Raw genomic sequence first — 13,907 nt, 5'->3', positions numbered from 1 at the left:
CAGCATGATGGTCGCCGGAATGTATCCGGCCACCCCAGAGAGATTTGAGGTAACAGATGATCAACGTAACACCGACTTCGACCCAGCATACCGCCCTGGACCTGCTCAACCTGAGCCCGGAGCAGACCGCCCTTGAGGTCAAGGATCTCAACCTGTATTACGGCAACAAGCAGGCGCTGTTCAACGTCAACATGAAGATCCCGAAAGGGCAGGTGACGGCCTTTATCGGCCCGTCCGGCTGTGGCAAGTCGACCCTGCTGCGCTGCATCAACCGGATGAACGATCTGGTGGAGATCTGCCGCATCGAGGGGGAAATCCAGCTGCACGGCCACAACATCTATGACAAGAGCGTCGATGTCTCCGCCCTGCGCCGTCAGGTCGGCATGGTGTTCCAGCGCCCCAACCCCTTCCCCAAATCCATCTATGAGAACGTGGTCTATGGCCTGCGCCTGCAGGGCATCAACGACAGACGCACCCTGGACGAAGCCGCCGAGCGCTCACTGCGCGGCGCGGCCCTGTGGGAAGAGGTGAAGGATCGCCTGCACGACAACGCCTTCGGCCTCTCAGGTGGTCAGCAGCAGCGGCTGGTGATCGCCCGTGCCATCGCCATCGAGCCGGAAGTGCTGCTGCTCGATGAGCCGACCTCGGCGCTCGACCCCATCTCCACCCTCACCATCGAGGAGCTGATCAACGAGCTCAAGAGCCAGTTCACCGTGGTGATAGTGACCCACAACATGCAGCAGGCGGCGCGGGTGTCGGATCAGACCGCCTTCATGTACATGGGTGAGCTCATCGAGTACTCGAACACCAATACCATCTTCACCACCCCGGCCAAGAAGAAGACCGAGGACTACATCACAGGTCGTTACGGCTAAGGCATGGTTGGTGCAACAAGGGTTATTGGTATGAACAAGATGAGCATCAATAAACAGATTACCGGTCGGTTCAACGGCTAAGGCATAATCGGAGCAACAAGGATTATTTGTATGGACAATATGAACCTCAATAAACACATCTCCGGTCAGTTCAATGCCGAGCTCGAGAACGTGCGCAACCAGGTGCTGGTGATGGGCGGTCTGGTGGAGCAGCAGCTGACGGACGCCATCTCCGCCATCCACATCCAGGATCTGGATGCGGCGCGCAAGATAGTGGCCAACGACCACAAGGTCAACGCCATGGAAGTGGCCATCGACGAGGAGTGCACCCGCATCATCGCCAAGCGCCAGCCCACCGCGTCCGACCTGCGCCTGGTGATGGCCATCATCAAGACCATCACGGATCTGGAGCGCATCGGCGATGTGGCGGACAAGATAGCCCGCATGCTGACCGACAACGCCAACAAGCCGCAGCCGCCGCTGGTGTCCCTCGAGAACATGGGCCGTCGCACCATCAAGATGCTGCACGACGTGCTCGACGCCTTCGCCCGCATGGATCTGGAGGCGGCCATTGCCGTCTACAAGGAAGATGACAAGGTGGACAGGGAGTACGAGTCCATCATCCGCGAGCTGATGACCTACATGATGGAAGATCCCCGCACCATTCCCCAGGTACTGAACGTACTGTGGGCGGCGCGGGCCATAGAGCGGGTCGGCGACCGTTGCCAGCACATCTGCGAATACATCGTCTACTACGTCAAGGGCAAGGACGTGCGCCACACCAAGGCGGACGAGCTGAGCGACCTGCTGGGCAAGCATTGAGACAGAAATGAATAAAAAGGCGCCTTGAGCGCCTTTTTTATTGCATTGGGGGGCGGCTTAAGATAACGCGCCCCACGGGGCGCTTTTCTGCTAGAATATGGCCCCTGTGTGAGTCCCGGATGGAGTCACGGTCCGGTTTCCCGGGCCCAGTTTGCCGTCTTGTGCTAAGGCGGCTGTAGCAATAGGTTAATCATGAGTTTTGCCGATAGTTTGTTCTTTTTGATGCTGCTGGTCGCCGGCAGCGTGTTCTTCTCGCTTTCCGAGATCTCTCTCGCCGCCTCCCGCAAGATCAAGTTGCAGGTGATGGCCGACGAGGGCAATCGCCATGCCGAAAAAGTGCTGGCACTGCAGGCCCAGCCGGGTAACTTCTTTACCGTGGTGCAGATAGGCCTCAATACCGTCGCCATCCTGGGCGGCATCCTGGGCGAATCCGCCCTGAACCCCGCCATCAAGTCGTTGATCTCCGGCTTCTATCAGGGCCCCTGGCTCTCCCAGATAAGCTCGATCGCCTCCTTCGTGTTCGTCACCGGCATGTTCATCCTGATAGCGGACCTGATGCCCAAGCGCCTGGCCATGACGATGCCGGAACGGGTTGCGGTGGTGGTGGTACGCCCCATGCTGTTGTGCGTGACCCTGCTGATGCCGCTGGTGTGGTTCTTCAACGGCCTGGCCAACGCCCTGTTCCGCCTGCTGCGGGTCTCCATGGTGCGCAACGACGAGATCACCTCGGACGATATCTATGCGGTGATGGATGCGGGCGCCGAGGCCGGCGTCATCCAGCGTGAGGAGCACCAGCTCATCGAGAACGTGTTCGAGCTGCAATCCTTGGGCGTCACCTCCGCCATGACGGCCCGCGAGAGCCTCATCTACTTCACCCTGCAGGAGGGCGAAGAGAGCATCAAGGCCAAGATTGCCGAGCACCCCCACAACAAGTTCCTGGTCTGTGACCACAACCTCGACAGCATCAAGGGCTTCGTCGACGCCAAGGAGCTGCTGATCCGCGTCATCAGCGGCCAGAGCATAGATCTCAACAGCGGCTCCCTGGTGCAGAACGTCATCATCATCCCCGATACCTTGAACCTCTACGAGGCCATGGAGTACTTCAAGAATCATCGCGGTGATTTCGCGGTGGTGATGAACGAGTACGCCCTGGTGGTGGGCATAGTCACCATGAATGACCTGATGAGCACCGTCATGGGCGAGTGGGCCACCCATGCGATGGAAGAGCAGATAGTGCAGCGGGACGAGAACTCCTGGCTGGTGGACGGGGTTACCCCCATCTCCGATGTGATGCGGGCCTTCGATATCGAGGAGTTCCCGGGGAACCAGAACTACGAGACCATCGCCGGTTTCATCATGTTCATGCTGCGCAAGATCCCCAAGCGCACCGACTCGGTGAAATACGCGGGCTACAAGTTCGAAGTGGTGGACATCGACAGCTACAAGATCGATCAGTTGCTGGTCACCCGGGTGGAGCCTGTGCTGGCCGAGAAACCCGCCCTGGAATCGTGAAAGGAGTTACCAAGGAGTCATGAAGATGCCGTCTTATTCCCGTGCGTTGAGCTGTGTGGCTCTCGCCCTGGCGCTGGGGGCCTGCAGCCAGAGCGCTCCCCGCAAACCCGCCGCCGCCCCCAAGCCCGTGGCCCCCAAGGCCGCTGTGGTGGCGCCGCAGCCGGACCCCGATGCCGTGGTGCAAAGCGCAGTGGCGGAGCCGAGCCCTGTGTTCGATGAGGAGTACCATGGTCCGGATCAGGGGTCGCTGGAGTCGGTGACCGCCCTGTTCGCCCGTGGCTACATAGAGTCGGCAATGCGTGAGACCATGCTGGCGGCGGTGCACAGCGATTACCCCTTGCTCGGCATGCGGGACGTGCGCCTGACCGACCCTGTGGCCAAGTTCCTCACCTCGGCCCAGGCCCGCACCACGGCTCACGACTATCTCTATGCCGGTGTGCAGCGCAGGCTGGGCCGCCCCCTGAGTCCGGCCCAGTGGGAGCAGATCTGGCAAGGATTCCCCCAGCAGGGGCGAGTCTCCGACTGGGTCAAGCAGACCAAGCGGGTACTGGCAGGGCGCTGAGTCGCCAGCCCATCCATGCTTCACAAGAGGCCACCCACGGGGTGGCCTCTTGTCGTTCAGGCCTGTGGACTCGGGCCCTGGGTGGCAAGGACGCGGGGCCTCCCTTTGCCGCTATCATCCTGAGCTTGCTCAGATTTGTTCCTAGTTCCCGATTGCCTCTCCCTCTGCTTTGCGCCATGATGCACAAGACTTATAGCCGTCTAGATGTTTTGATGGCTTAATGTTTTTTCACACAATAAACACCCGTCATGACGGGGACACGCAGAGAGACAGAGATGGATACAAAGGATTTGTGGGTACTGGATGGCGGCATGGGGCGTGAGCTGGCACGGCGGGGCGCACCGTTTCGCCAGCCGGAGTGGTCGGCCCTGGCCCTGATGGAGGCGCCAGAGACGGTGCGCGAGGTGCATCAGGCCTATGTGGCGAGCGGGGCCAGAGTCATCACCACCAACAGCTATGCCCTGGTGCCCTTTCATATCGGTGACGAGCGCTTCGCCGCGGATGGCGAGCGGCTTGCAGCCCTGGCCGGGCAGCTGGCCCGCGACGTGGCCGACGGGCAGGCTGGTGCCGTGCAGGTGGCCGGTTCATTGCCACCGCTGTTTGGCTCTTACCGTGCCGATCTGTTCGAGGCGGACAGGGTGAGCGAGCTGGCGACCCCGCTTATCCGGGGCCTCTCACCTCATGTGGATATCTGGCTGGCCGAGACCATGAGCCTGATTGCCGAGCCGCTGGCCCTCAAGGCTCTGCTGCCGGAGGATGGCAAGCCGTTCTGGGTCTCCTTCACCCTGGAGGACGAGGCGCCGGGCAGCGAACCCAGACTGCGCTCCGGTGAGCGGGTGGCCGATGCGGTCGCCGCGTTGGCGTCGGCCGGGGTGAGCGCCATCCTGTTCAACTGCTGCCAGCCCGAGGTGATTGAAGGGGCGCTCAAGGTGGCGAGCGCCGGCTTGCAGGCCCTGGGCCGCACCGACATTCGCCTCGGCGCCTATGCCAACGCCTTCCCGCCCCAGCCCAAGGAGGCCACCGCCAACGACGGGCTGGACGAGATCCGCGCCGATCTGGGGCCGCAGGATTACCTCGGCTGGGCCGAGCGCTGGCGCGGGGTCGGAGCGAATCTTATCGGCGGCTGCTGCGGCATAGGCCCGGAGCACATTCAGGCCCTGGCCAGCCGGCTGCGCTAAGGAGAGCCCATGAAAGAGAGCAAAATAGGCCTATGGTCCCTCACCGCCCTGGTGTTCAGCTCCATGGTGGGGGCGGGGATCTTCAGCCTGCCCCAGAACATGGCCGAGGTGGCGGGGGCCCGCGCCGTGCTGATCGGCTGGGGCGTCACCGGGGTGGGCATTCTGGCGCTCGCCGCGAGTTTTCTCTACCTGTCGCGGCTAAGGCCCGATCTCGACGGCGGCATCTACAGCTACGCCCGCGCCGGTTTTGGGGATCTGGTGGGCTTCTTCTCCGCCTGGGGCTACTGGCTGTGCGCCACCATAGGCGTGGTGGGCTATCTGGTGATCGCCTTCGCGGCGCTGGGCAGCTTCGTCGATACCCCCGAACAGATCTGGTTTGGTGACGGTAATACGCTGGCGGCCTTTATCGGCGAGTCCTGCATCCTCTGGGCGGTGCACTTGCTGGTGGCCCGCGGTGTGCAGCAGGCGGCCCTGTTCAACCTGGTGGCGACCCTGGCCAAGAGCCTGCCACTGCTGCTGTTCATCCTGTTCGCCTGCTACTGGTTCGATCCTGTCACCTTCGCGGCGGATCAGGGGGGAAGCACGCTGGCGGTGCCGGTTTCCGAGCAGGTGCGCAACACCATGCTCATCACCCTCTGGGTCTTCACCGGCATAGAGGGGGCGGCCGTGCTCTCGGCCCGGGCGAGAAACAAGCGGGATGTGGGCACGGCCACAGTGCTCGGGGTGGTGCTGGCACTGCTGCTCTATGTGCTCATCTCTGTGCTGGCGCTGGGGATATTGAGTCGCCCCGAGCTCGCGGCCCTGCCCAACCCCTCCATGGCGGGGCTGATGGCCCAGATGACGGGCTCCTGGGGCAAGGTGCTGATAAGCGTCGGCCTCATCGTCTCTGTGCTCGCCTCCTACGTGAGCTGGACCCTGTTCTCGGCCGAGGTGCCCTTCAGCGCGGCGCGCCACGGCGCCTTCCCGGCCATCTTCCGGCGCCAGAACCGCAACGGCACCCCCATAGCCTCGCTCTGGCTCACCAGCCTGACGGTGCAGGGCTGCCTGCTGCTGGTGTGGCTGCTCGGCAAGGGGTACACCAACCTGCTGCTCATCTCCACCTCCATGATACTGGTGCCTTATCTGCTGATCGGCCTCTTCCTGCTCAAGCTCTCCTTAAGCGGGCAGGGCAATGGCCTGGTGCGGGCGGTGGCCCTGGTGTCGAGTGGTTACGGTCTCTGGCTGCTCTATGCCGCCGGGGTGGAGTATCTGCTGCTGTCGCTTTTGCTCTACGGGCCGGGCCTGCTGCTGTTTCTCTACAGCCGCCGCCAGCTCGGGGCGGATCAGCGACTCAGCCTGCGCGAGCGGCTGCTGGCCGGGATCACCCTGGTGAGCCTGGTGCCCGCCATCTGGTCCTTTGCCCATGTCTGAGTGAGGTGGTGACCCAATGCAAGAGAGCGCCCTGGTGGCGCTCTCTTTTTTTGGGCTGTCGGTGCGCCTGATCAGGCGCCCCCCGGGCCCGCCGGCTTGCCAAACAGCACCTTGAGCTTCTCTGACCAGGGCAGGCCGCGGGCGTCGTGCAGCATGTCGCGCCACTCGTGGAAGGTGAGGGTGAGGGGATTGAAGCTGTGGACGGGCTTGGTGATACCGAAGCGACAGGGCTCGCCCAAGTCTTCTTCCACAAAGGTGCCAAACAGCCGATCCCAGATGATCAGCACCCCGGCGAAGTTGCGGTCTATGTATTTGGGGTTGCTGGCGTGGTGTACCCTGTGGTGGGAGGGAGTGTTGAAGACCCGCTCCAGCCAGCCCAGCTTGCCCACCACCTGGGTGTGGACGAAGAACTGAAAGCCCAGGCTCAGTAGCACTGTGGCGACCACGGCCTCGGGGGGGAAGCCGATGAGGATCATGGGGATCCAGAACAGCCACATGCCGGAGACAGGGTACATCAGGCTCTGGCGAAAGGCGGTGGAGAGGTTGAGCCGCTCCGAGCTGTGGTGCACCACGTGGGAGGCCCAGAGCCAGCGCACATGGTGGCTGGCGAAGTGGAACAGCCAGTAGCAGAGATCCTGCAGCAGGAAGAGCAGCAAGAGGCTCCAGAGGTTCAGCTCTATGTCGAACAGCCGCCAGCCCCACAGACCCTCATAGAGGTAGGCGATGGCGATGGCCGCCAGGGCATCGCCCCCCTGGTGCATCAGGGCCAGGGCTGCGTTGGCGAACAGGTCCCGCCACTGGTAGGAGGCGGTGGGAAAGGCTGCCCCGTGTTTGCGCAGATAGAGCATCTCCCAGCCGACGAAGGCCAGAAAGAGGGGGGAGAGGTAGAGCAGCAGCAGTTGCACATCCATGTGAGGCATCCGGTTGGACCAGTTGGGTTCCAGCATACCGAATGGATTTAAAAATTCATTAACATTTGATGACCCAGCTGTGCCTGCCGCAACCGGGACCGAGGTTCAATGGCTTGTTTTTGCTGACAAAGCCTGGCCGCTGGCGATAAGCCCTGGATGAGTCAGCTCTGGGCGGCACCCGTCGTCCGGCGGGGCCTCGCATACACTGGGAGAACGAGGTTGCCAGGGGCGGCAGGGTGTCGCCAGTGGAGGGGATAATGAGAGCGGTTCATCTGTGTGTCATGTTCGGCCTGCTGAGCGCGAGTGCGCAGGCCAATGACAGCTTCAACAGCGAGCTGAGCCATTTCGCCGGGGGCGCGGCCATGGGGGCGGGCTTCACGGCTGTGGCCGATCACTACGGCTATCGGGAGCACAGAGGCTGGATAGGGTTCGGGATCTCCACCGGGATCGGGGTGGTGGGGGAGCTGGCGTCGAGAAACGGCGACTTCTCTGCCCTGGACGCGGGCGTCAATGCGCTGGGAGCGGCGCTTGGCGCCTTTGCCACCGATCGCTGGATCTTGGCCCCCCTAGTGCTGCCCGAACAACACTACGCCGGGCTGATGACAGGTTATCGCTTCTGAGGCGCACCCATCAGCCTCAACAACAGAGGGAGCCCAGGGCTCCCTCTGTTGTATCTCTTTCCCTTGCAACACCTGACGCAGTCACTCTGGGTTGTCGAAGCTTGCGGTCACAACACCTGACTCAGGAACTGGCGCAGGCGCGGTGAGGGAGGGTTGTCGAAGAAGTCGGTGGGCTTCTCATCCACCAGCAGCTCGCCGCTCTCCATGAAGAGCACCCTGTCCGCCACTTCCCGGGCAAAGCCCATCTCGTGGGTCACCACCACCATGGTCATGCCTTCCCGGGCCAGGCCCTTCATGACGTCCAGCACCTCACCCACCATCTCGGGGTCCAGCGCGCTGGTGGGCTCGTCAAACAGCATGATGCGCGGCTGCATGGCGAGCGCCCGGGCTATGGCCACCCGCTGTTGCTGGCCGCCGGAGAGCTGGGACGGGTAGCTCTGGGCCTTGTTCGACAGCCCCACTTTCAGCAGCAGGGCCTTGGCCCGCTCTTCGGCATCCTTGCGGGACAACCCCCGCACCTTCTGGGGGGCGAGGCTGATGTTGTCCAGCACGTTCAAGTGGGGGAAGAGGTTGAAGGACTGGAACACCATGCCCACCTCTTCTCGCAGCTTGTTGACGTCACCCGGCTCGGTCAGGCTGATGCCATCGACCTCGATATGGCCGTCGTTGATGGTCTCGAGCTGGTTGAGGGTGCGCAGGAAGGTGGATTTGCCAGAGCCGCTCGGCCCCACTATCACCACCACTTCCCCTTCGGCCACCTGGGTGCTGACGTTCTTGAGGGCGTGCACCTCGGTGCCGTAGAATTTTTCCACGCCGCTAGCCTTGATAATGGGATCAGTTGCTGCGCGCATATTTCACCTCCAGACGACGTACCGGGAAGGCGCGGGGCGTGCCGGTGATGGCTGCACTTCTCGACTCCTGTTGAGCCTTAATAATGGGATCAGTTGCTGCGCGCATATTTCACCTCCAGACGACGCACCGGGAAGGCGCGGGGCGTGCCGGTGATGGCTGCACTTCTCGACTCCTGCAGAGCCTTAATAATGGGATCAGTTGCTACGCGCATATTTCACCTCCAGACGACGCACCAGGAAGGAGAGAGTGCCGGTGAGCACCAGGTAGAGCAGGGCCACGGTGAACCACACCTCGAACGGGCTGAAGGTGGAGCTGACCACCTCCCGCCCCGCCTTGGTGAGATCCGTGATGGAGATGACCGAGACCAGGGAGGAGTCCTTGATGAGGTTGATGAACTGGCCCGCCAGGGGGGGCAAGACCCGCTTGAACGCCTGGGGCAGGATGACGTAGCGCATGGTCTGGGCCGAGGTCATGCCAAGGCTGCGGCCCGCCTCCATCTGGCCCTTGTGGATGGAGCTGATGCCGGCGCGCACGATTTCGGCCACATAGGCGCCGGTGAAGACGGCCAGCGCCGCTACCCCGGCGGTGAATCTGTCGAGGTTGAGCACAGTGCCGATAAAGAAATAGACGATGAAGATCTGCACCAGCAGCGGAGTGCCGCGAATGAGCTCCACATAGGTGACCGCCAGGTTGCGCAGGGCGGGATTGGGGGAGAGGCGGGCGAGGCCGGCCAGGGTGCCCAGCAGTATGGCGAAGACGCCCGCGACCAGGGAAAGCTTGACCGTGACCCAGACGCCCCAGGCGATGGGGCCGGCGGTCCAGCTCAGTTGGGTGTCGAGCGTATCGCCGATGAAGACGGTATCCCCTTCGGCAACCTGGGCGCCTGTGCTGGCGATGGCCTGGCGACGGTTGGGGTCGAGATCGTCTTGCAGGAAGAGTTTCCCCTTCTCTGCGGCAGTGGTGCCGGCCACCACTGTGCCGTCAAATTCTGCGTACTGTTTCTGTTCGGCCTGGTAGGCGATGTACTGGGGAATTCGTTCCCAGCGCCAGGTGTAATCCACCGCCTGCACGGCCTTGTAGATGCCAAAGATGGCGGCCAGCAACATCAGCAGGAAAACCCCGTGCCAGAGCAGCAGGTTGGGCTGTTTTTCCATCTGTCTTGTGATTTTGGGGTTGATCACTGTCACAACCTCTCTTGTCGTTATTGTGTGGGGTCTGCGTGAAGGGGCGGCGAACCGCCCCTTGAGAGGTTATTTGAGCTGGTTGAGCCAGGCGTTGGATTCAAACCACTTCTTGTAGAGACGGTCGTAGCTGCCGTCGCCCTTGATCTGGCGCAGGTAGTTGTTGAACCAGTTGAGGGTGTCCTGATCCCCCTTGCGGATGGCCCAGGCCAGCGGCTCGAAGGTGAAGGGCTTGTCCAGATGCACCACGGCGCCGGTGTTCTGGGAGGCGAAGATGGCGTTATAGGGCAGGTCGTAGACGAAGGCATCCACCTTGCCGTTGATCACTTCCAGCTTGGCGTCGTCCTGGGTTTCAAACTGCAACAGGGTGGCCTTGGGGATCAGGCGCTTGACCGCCTGCTCGCCTGTGGTGCCGAGCTTGACCGCGATCTTGTACTTGGGATCGTTCAGATCGCTGAAGGACTTGATCTCCCCCGCCTTGTCCTTGCGCAGCACTATGGTCTGGCCCACGACTATGTAGGGATCGGCAAAGTTGACGCGCAGGTTGCGCTGGGGGGTGACCGTCATGCCGCCCATGATGACGTCGAACTTGTCGGTCAGCAGGGCCGGGATGATGCCGTCCCAGGCGGTGTTGACGAACTCCACCTTCACGCCCATCTCCTTGGCGACCATCTTGGCCAGATCCACGTCGAAGCCGATGTACTGGCCCTGCTTGTTGGTCATCTCGAAGGGTTGATAGCCGGCGTCGAAGCCGACCCGCAGCACACCGCGCTCCAGCACGGCGTCCAGGGTGGAGCTGGGCGCGGCGTTGGCGAGCCCGCACAGCAGCAGGGTAGAGAGAATGAGTTTTTTGATCATAAGTGACGTCTCTGTCGAAAGTGTGTTCGGCCTTGAACCTGCTCCGTGCGACTCCATGGCACAAGAGACTGCTGCATCCGGCAGCAGGCAAGACAGGATTATTGTCTTGATTGAGGCAAAAGCCCCATATGAGATTCTATTCCCCATTCATTGAGTGAAAAATGTACCAAAATCCGATTGTGTCAGACGACTCAATAGGTTAGTGGCGCTTTTTCCTCGCGGCACGGCTCATAAAACCACATGAAAACAACATATCTATCTAATGGCGCGGGTTCAAGTGCAAAAATAGTTGGCAGGCATTTTGCTGTGTGGTCGGTGGGAAATCTGGGTCCGAACGAACCTTGAGTGCCAGGCATCGGGTCAGCTGGGGAGCCGGAAAATATTTCATCGCGCCAGTAGGCTCCCTCTGTGTCTTGTCATGGGCTTCCCATATACTCAGCCATCCCCAATGGAAGGCTCGGGAATGGACACCTCAATTCTGCTCAATCTGGATGTTTTCACGCTGATGCTCATGGCCCTCGGGGGCTACAGCCTGGGATTCATCACCCTCTCCATCATCTGGTCGACCCACAGGGAGATCCCCGGCCTCGGGCTCTGGTGGTGGTCCAGCCTCTGTGCCCTGGCGGCCCAGTCGCTGTTCTTTATGCAGGCGTTCGCCCCCCACATCGCGGGGATCTGGCTGGCCAACCTGCTCATCACCCTCTGCATAGCGCTGATGCCGCTGGCGCTGCAGCGCTTCTTCGGCGAGCCGCCGAACTGGCGGGCCTTTGCGCTCTTCATGCTGGTCTACCTGCTGATCCTCTGCTGGAGCGTGCTGTTCAACGACGAGATGGCCCCCCGGGTGCTGCTGGCCTGCCTGAGCTACATGGTGCTGGGGGCAGTGGTGGTGGTGCTCATCTGGCGGCATGGCTATCCGGCCTACCTGCCGGCCGTGCTGGTGTTTACCGTGGTCAACATATTGCTCTACGGCTTCAACCTGGTGCGCATGGGGGCCCTGCTCAGTGGCGAGGTGCGGGTGCTGATGGATCCGCACGTGGTCAATGTGTTGCCCTTCCTCTCCATGCTGATGGGCAACTACCTCTCCACCTTCGGGGTGCTGCTGCTCTGTACCCAGTACCGGGCCCTGGCCCTGCGCCGGCAGGCGAGCCAGGATCCTTTGACGGGCCTGCTCAACCGGCGTGGCTTTATGGAGCGCTGTGTGACTGCGCCCAAACAGGGGGCGCTGGTGGTGCTGGATCTCGATGACTTCAAGCAGATCAATGATCGCCACGGTCACGAAGCGGGGGACAGGGTGCTGGCAGCGGTAGGTGCCTATCTGGCCGGTCAGGGGGATCTGGTGGCCAGCCGCTTCGGCGGCGAGGAGTTCGTGCTGCTGCTGCCCGAGGGGGATGCCCTGGCTCAGCAGGCCCGTTGCGAGCAGATCCGTCAGGGCATAGCGACGCTGCCCCTGGACGGCATCCAGGTCACCGCCAGTCTGGGGCTGGTGCCTTACGCCAGGGGCTGGCATCTCGATACCCTGTTCGGGCAGGCGGATCGCGCCCTCTATCAGGCCAAGCGCAGCGGCAAGAACCGGGTCTGCCTGCCGGCCTGAGCTGTCGTGATCAGCCCGGTTCGGTTGCTAGGGGGCGGGGCGCCTGGGCCTTCAGCCTGATAGAGGTGCAGCAGGGTCGGGAGTCGGCCTCTTAGCCCGTTTCGGCTGCGAGGGTCCGCGGCGCCTGGGCCTTCAGCCTGAAGAGGTGCAGCAGCAGGGTCGGGAGTCGGCCTCTTAGCCTGTTTCGACTGCGAGGGGACGGGGCGCCTGGGCCTTGAGGAAGGGGAGCAACAACAAGGCCGAGACCCCGGCCGCCACCGAGATGACCACGAAGAAGCCGTTCCAGTGCCAGATCTCCATCACCTTGGCCAGCGGATACCCCGACAGCGCCGCCCCCATGTAGGCAAAGAGCCCGACGAAGCCGGTGGCGGCCCCGGCGCAATCCTTGTGGGAGCACTCCGCCGCCGCCATGCCGATCAGCATCTGGGGACCGAACACGAAGAAGCCGATGGTGAAGAAGCAGGCCGCCTGCATCACGTAGCTGAAGAAGGGCATCAGCCAGAGTGACCCCACAGAGAGCAGTATCCCCATGGCGAAGATGAGATTCATGGGCCCCCGGTTGCCGTTGAACAGCTTGTCCGAGCCCCAGCCCGCCACCAGGGCGCCGATAAAGCCCCCCACCTCAAACATCGAGATGGCCGAGTTGGCGCTCATCAGGTTGAAGCCGCGCTGCTCCGTCATGTAGAGGTTGCCCCAGTCGTTGATGGCGGTGCGCACCACGTAGACCAGCACGTAGCAGCAGGCCAGCAGCCAGATGTAGGGATTGCCGAGCACGTATTTACGCAGGATCTGGCGCGGATCCAGGCCGACATCCTGGGTCTGCTGGGCCATCTCCAGGGCGTCCTGGCGCCACTGTCCGACCGTGGGCAGCCCCAGGGTGCTCGGGGTGTCCCGCAGTCGCCAGCACAGCAGCAGCCCGGCCAGTATGGCGATGAGGCCGGGCACTATCATGCCGTAGCGCCAGCCGTGCTGCAGGGCTATGGTGCTGACGATAAGCGGGATCAGGGCCCCGCCCACGTTGTGTGCCGTGTTCCAGGCCGACCACCAGAAGCCGCGCTCGGTCCTCGAGTACCAGCTGGTGAGCAGCTTGGAGCAGGGGGGCCAGCCCCAGCCCTGGAAGAAGGCGTTGGCAATCCAGAGTGCCACGAACATCCAGAGGGCCGACGAGAGGCCGAACAGTATGTTGATGACCCCGGTCGCCATCAGCCCCAGCCCCATGAAGTAACGGGGATTGGCCCTGTCGCTGATGATGCCGGAGACGAACTTGGAGCAGCCATAGGTGAGGTAGAACAGGGTCCACATCATGCCGATGTCGGCCTTGTCCAGAATGCCGCTCGCCAGCATGTCCGGCATGGCGAAGTTGAAGCTCTTGCGGGTGAAATAGAAGACCGCATAGCCCAGGTACATGGTCAGCAGTATGTGGAGGCGCCAATGGCGATAGCTGGCGTCTATCTCCTCTTTATCCCGCATCGGTGGCGCCAGCGGGCGGCTCTTCATAAAGCTCAGCATGGGGCGATCTGCCTTCTGGATCCTGG

The 13,907-nt window shown here is 62.3% G+C and carries 15 protein-coding genes; 8 read left to right on the top strand and 7 right to left on the bottom strand.

Annotation, left to right across the window (positions count from 1 at the left end):
• Positions 1 to 56 precede the first annotated feature (56 nt).
• The 6 genes from pstB (at position 57) to OC537_RS08865 (ending at position 6,359) form a co-directional block, all read left to right on the top strand.
• Entirely contained in the window at positions 57 to 875 is an 819-nt protein-coding gene (gene pstB, locus OC537_RS08890) for a phosphate ABC transporter ATP-binding protein PstB (RefSeq protein ID WP_005328825.1), read from the top strand.
• A 111-nt stretch (positions 876 to 986) separates the two neighbouring features.
• Complete coding sequence (phoU, locus tag OC537_RS08885; RefSeq protein ID WP_025327511.1) at positions 987 to 1,697, top strand: phosphate signaling complex protein PhoU; 711 nt, start codon at positions 987 to 989, stop codon at positions 1,695 to 1,697.
• Positions 1,698 to 1,889: 192 nt separating this feature from the next.
• On the top strand, positions 1,890 to 3,209 hold the full coding sequence (locus tag OC537_RS08880) for a hemolysin family protein (RefSeq protein ID WP_106886381.1): 1,320 nt from the start codon (positions 1,890 to 1,892) through the stop codon (positions 3,207 to 3,209).
• A gap of 19 nt (positions 3,210 to 3,228) precedes the next feature.
• A complete protein-coding gene (locus tag OC537_RS08875) occupies positions 3,229 to 3,771 on the top strand; it encodes a hypothetical protein (protein WP_162627170.1) in 543 nt (180 codons plus the stop codon).
• A gap of 275 nt (positions 3,772 to 4,046) precedes the next feature.
• Entirely contained in the window at positions 4,047 to 4,949 is a 903-nt protein-coding gene (locus OC537_RS08870) for a homocysteine S-methyltransferase family protein (protein ID WP_262110818.1), read from the top strand.
• Positions 4,950 to 4,958: 9 nt separating this feature from the next.
• Positions 4,959 to 6,359: a basic amino acid/polyamine antiporter gene (locus OC537_RS08865; protein ID WP_262110817.1), complete on the top strand. Its 1,401-nt coding sequence runs from the start codon at positions 4,959 to 4,961 to the stop codon at positions 6,357 to 6,359.
• 71 nt (positions 6,360 to 6,430) lie between these two features.
• Here OC537_RS08865 and OC537_RS08860 read toward each other — a convergent pair whose 3' ends face one another.
• On the bottom strand, positions 6,431 to 7,270 hold the full coding sequence (locus OC537_RS08860; protein WP_163135112.1) for a sterol desaturase family protein: 840 nt from the start codon (positions 7,268 to 7,270) through the stop codon (positions 6,431 to 6,433).
• Positions 7,271 to 7,527: 257 nt separating this feature from the next.
• On the opposite strand from OC537_RS08860, the gene OC537_RS08855 reads away from it, so the two are divergent.
• Positions 7,528 to 7,890: a hypothetical protein gene (locus OC537_RS08855; protein WP_111910100.1), complete on the top strand. Its 363-nt coding sequence runs from the start codon at positions 7,528 to 7,530 to the stop codon at positions 7,888 to 7,890.
• A 107-nt stretch (positions 7,891 to 7,997) separates the two neighbouring features.
• Here OC537_RS08855 and OC537_RS08850 read toward each other — a convergent pair whose 3' ends face one another.
• The 5 genes from OC537_RS08850 to OC537_RS08830 form a co-directional block, all read right to left on the bottom strand.
• Positions 7,998 to 8,741, bottom strand: coding sequence for an amino acid ABC transporter ATP-binding protein (locus tag OC537_RS08850; RefSeq protein WP_163149812.1), 744 nt, complete (start codon positions 8,739 to 8,741; stop codon positions 7,998 to 8,000).
• Positions 8,725 to 8,847, bottom strand: a complete 123-nt coding sequence (locus OC537_RS08845; RefSeq protein ID WP_262110816.1) for a hypothetical protein — start codon at positions 8,845 to 8,847, stop codon at positions 8,725 to 8,727. The genes OC537_RS08850 and OC537_RS08845 overlap by 17 nt, the downstream gene beginning before the upstream one ends.
• Positions 8,831 to 8,953, bottom strand: coding sequence for a hypothetical protein (locus tag OC537_RS08840; protein WP_262110815.1), 123 nt, complete (start codon positions 8,951 to 8,953; stop codon positions 8,831 to 8,833). The genes OC537_RS08845 and OC537_RS08840 overlap by 17 nt, the downstream gene beginning before the upstream one ends.
• Positions 8,937 to 9,896: an amino acid ABC transporter permease gene (locus OC537_RS08835; protein WP_262111016.1), complete on the bottom strand. Its 960-nt coding sequence runs from the start codon at positions 9,894 to 9,896 to the stop codon at positions 8,937 to 8,939. Before OC537_RS08835 ends, OC537_RS08840 begins: the two co-directional genes overlap by 17 nt.
• A gap of 96 nt (positions 9,897 to 9,992) precedes the next feature.
• Positions 9,993 to 10,781 carry a transporter substrate-binding domain-containing protein gene (locus OC537_RS08830; RefSeq protein ID WP_162520050.1) on the bottom strand — a complete coding sequence of 263 codons (789 nt, stop codon included), beginning with the start codon at positions 10,779 to 10,781 and terminating at the stop codon, positions 9,993 to 9,995.
• Between the two features lie 463 nt (positions 10,782 to 11,244).
• Between OC537_RS08830 and OC537_RS08825 the strand changes: the two genes are divergently transcribed.
• Positions 11,245 to 12,372, top strand: a complete 1,128-nt coding sequence (locus OC537_RS08825) for a GGDEF domain-containing protein (protein ID WP_262110814.1) — start codon at positions 11,245 to 11,247, stop codon at positions 12,370 to 12,372.
• Positions 12,373 to 12,546: 174 nt separating this feature from the next.
• On the opposite strand, the gene OC537_RS08820 is transcribed toward OC537_RS08825, so the two are convergent.
• Positions 12,547 to 13,881 carry an MFS transporter gene (locus tag OC537_RS08820; protein WP_262110813.1) on the bottom strand — a complete coding sequence of 445 codons (1,335 nt, stop codon included), beginning with the start codon at positions 13,879 to 13,881 and terminating at the stop codon, positions 12,547 to 12,549.
• Positions 13,882 to 13,907 lie beyond the last annotated feature (26 nt).

Source organism: Aeromonas sp. Marseille-Q5825 (assembly GCF_946892685.1).
GTDB classification, from domain to species: Bacteria; Pseudomonadota; Gammaproteobacteria; order Enterobacterales; family Aeromonadaceae; genus Aeromonas; species Aeromonas rivipollensis.
Note: the sequence above shows the minus strand (reverse complement) of the source record. Positions and strands in the feature narration are given on the sequence as shown.

Bases quoted from the DNA above. Each gene is read 5' to 3' on its own strand.
- pstB (WP_005328825.1), top strand. From the start codon at position 57: ATGATCAACGTAACACCGACTTCGACCCAGCATACCGCCCTGGACCTG.
- phoU (WP_025327511.1), top strand. From the start codon at position 987: ATGGACAATATGAACCTCAATAAACACATCTCCGGTCAGTTCAATGCC.
- OC537_RS08880 (WP_106886381.1), top strand. From the start codon at position 1,890: ATGAGTTTTGCCGATAGTTTGTTCTTTTTGATGCTGCTGGTCGCCGGC.
- OC537_RS08875 (WP_162627170.1), top strand. From the start codon at position 3,229: ATGAAGATGCCGTCTTATTCCCGTGCGTTGAGCTGTGTGGCTCTCGCC.
- OC537_RS08870 (WP_262110818.1), top strand. From the start codon at position 4,047: ATGGATACAAAGGATTTGTGGGTACTGGATGGCGGCATGGGGCGTGAG.
- OC537_RS08865 (WP_262110817.1), top strand. From the start codon at position 4,959: ATGAAAGAGAGCAAAATAGGCCTATGGTCCCTCACCGCCCTGGTGTTC.
- OC537_RS08860 (WP_163135112.1), bottom strand. From the start codon at position 7,270: ATGGATGTGCAACTGCTGCTGCTCTACCTCTCCCCCCTCTTTCTGGCC.
- OC537_RS08855 (WP_111910100.1), top strand. From the start codon at position 7,528: ATGAGAGCGGTTCATCTGTGTGTCATGTTCGGCCTGCTGAGCGCGAGT.
- OC537_RS08850 (WP_163149812.1), bottom strand. From the start codon at position 8,741: ATGCGCGCAGCAACTGATCCCATTATCAAGGCTAGCGGCGTGGAAAAA.
- OC537_RS08845 (WP_262110816.1), bottom strand. From the start codon at position 8,847: ATGCGCGCAGCAACTGATCCCATTATTAAGGCTCAACAGGAGTCGAGA.
- OC537_RS08840 (WP_262110815.1), bottom strand. From the start codon at position 8,953: ATGCGCGTAGCAACTGATCCCATTATTAAGGCTCTGCAGGAGTCGAGA.
- OC537_RS08835 (WP_262111016.1), bottom strand. From the start codon at position 9,896: ATGGAAAAACAGCCCAACCTGCTGCTCTGGCACGGGGTTTTCCTGCTG.
- OC537_RS08830 (WP_162520050.1), bottom strand. From the start codon at position 10,781: ATGATCAAAAAACTCATTCTCTCTACCCTGCTGCTGTGCGGGCTCGCC.
- OC537_RS08825 (WP_262110814.1), top strand. From the start codon at position 11,245: ATGGACACCTCAATTCTGCTCAATCTGGATGTTTTCACGCTGATGCTC.
- OC537_RS08820 (WP_262110813.1), bottom strand. From the start codon at position 13,881: ATGCTGAGCTTTATGAAGAGCCGCCCGCTGGCGCCACCGATGCGGGAT.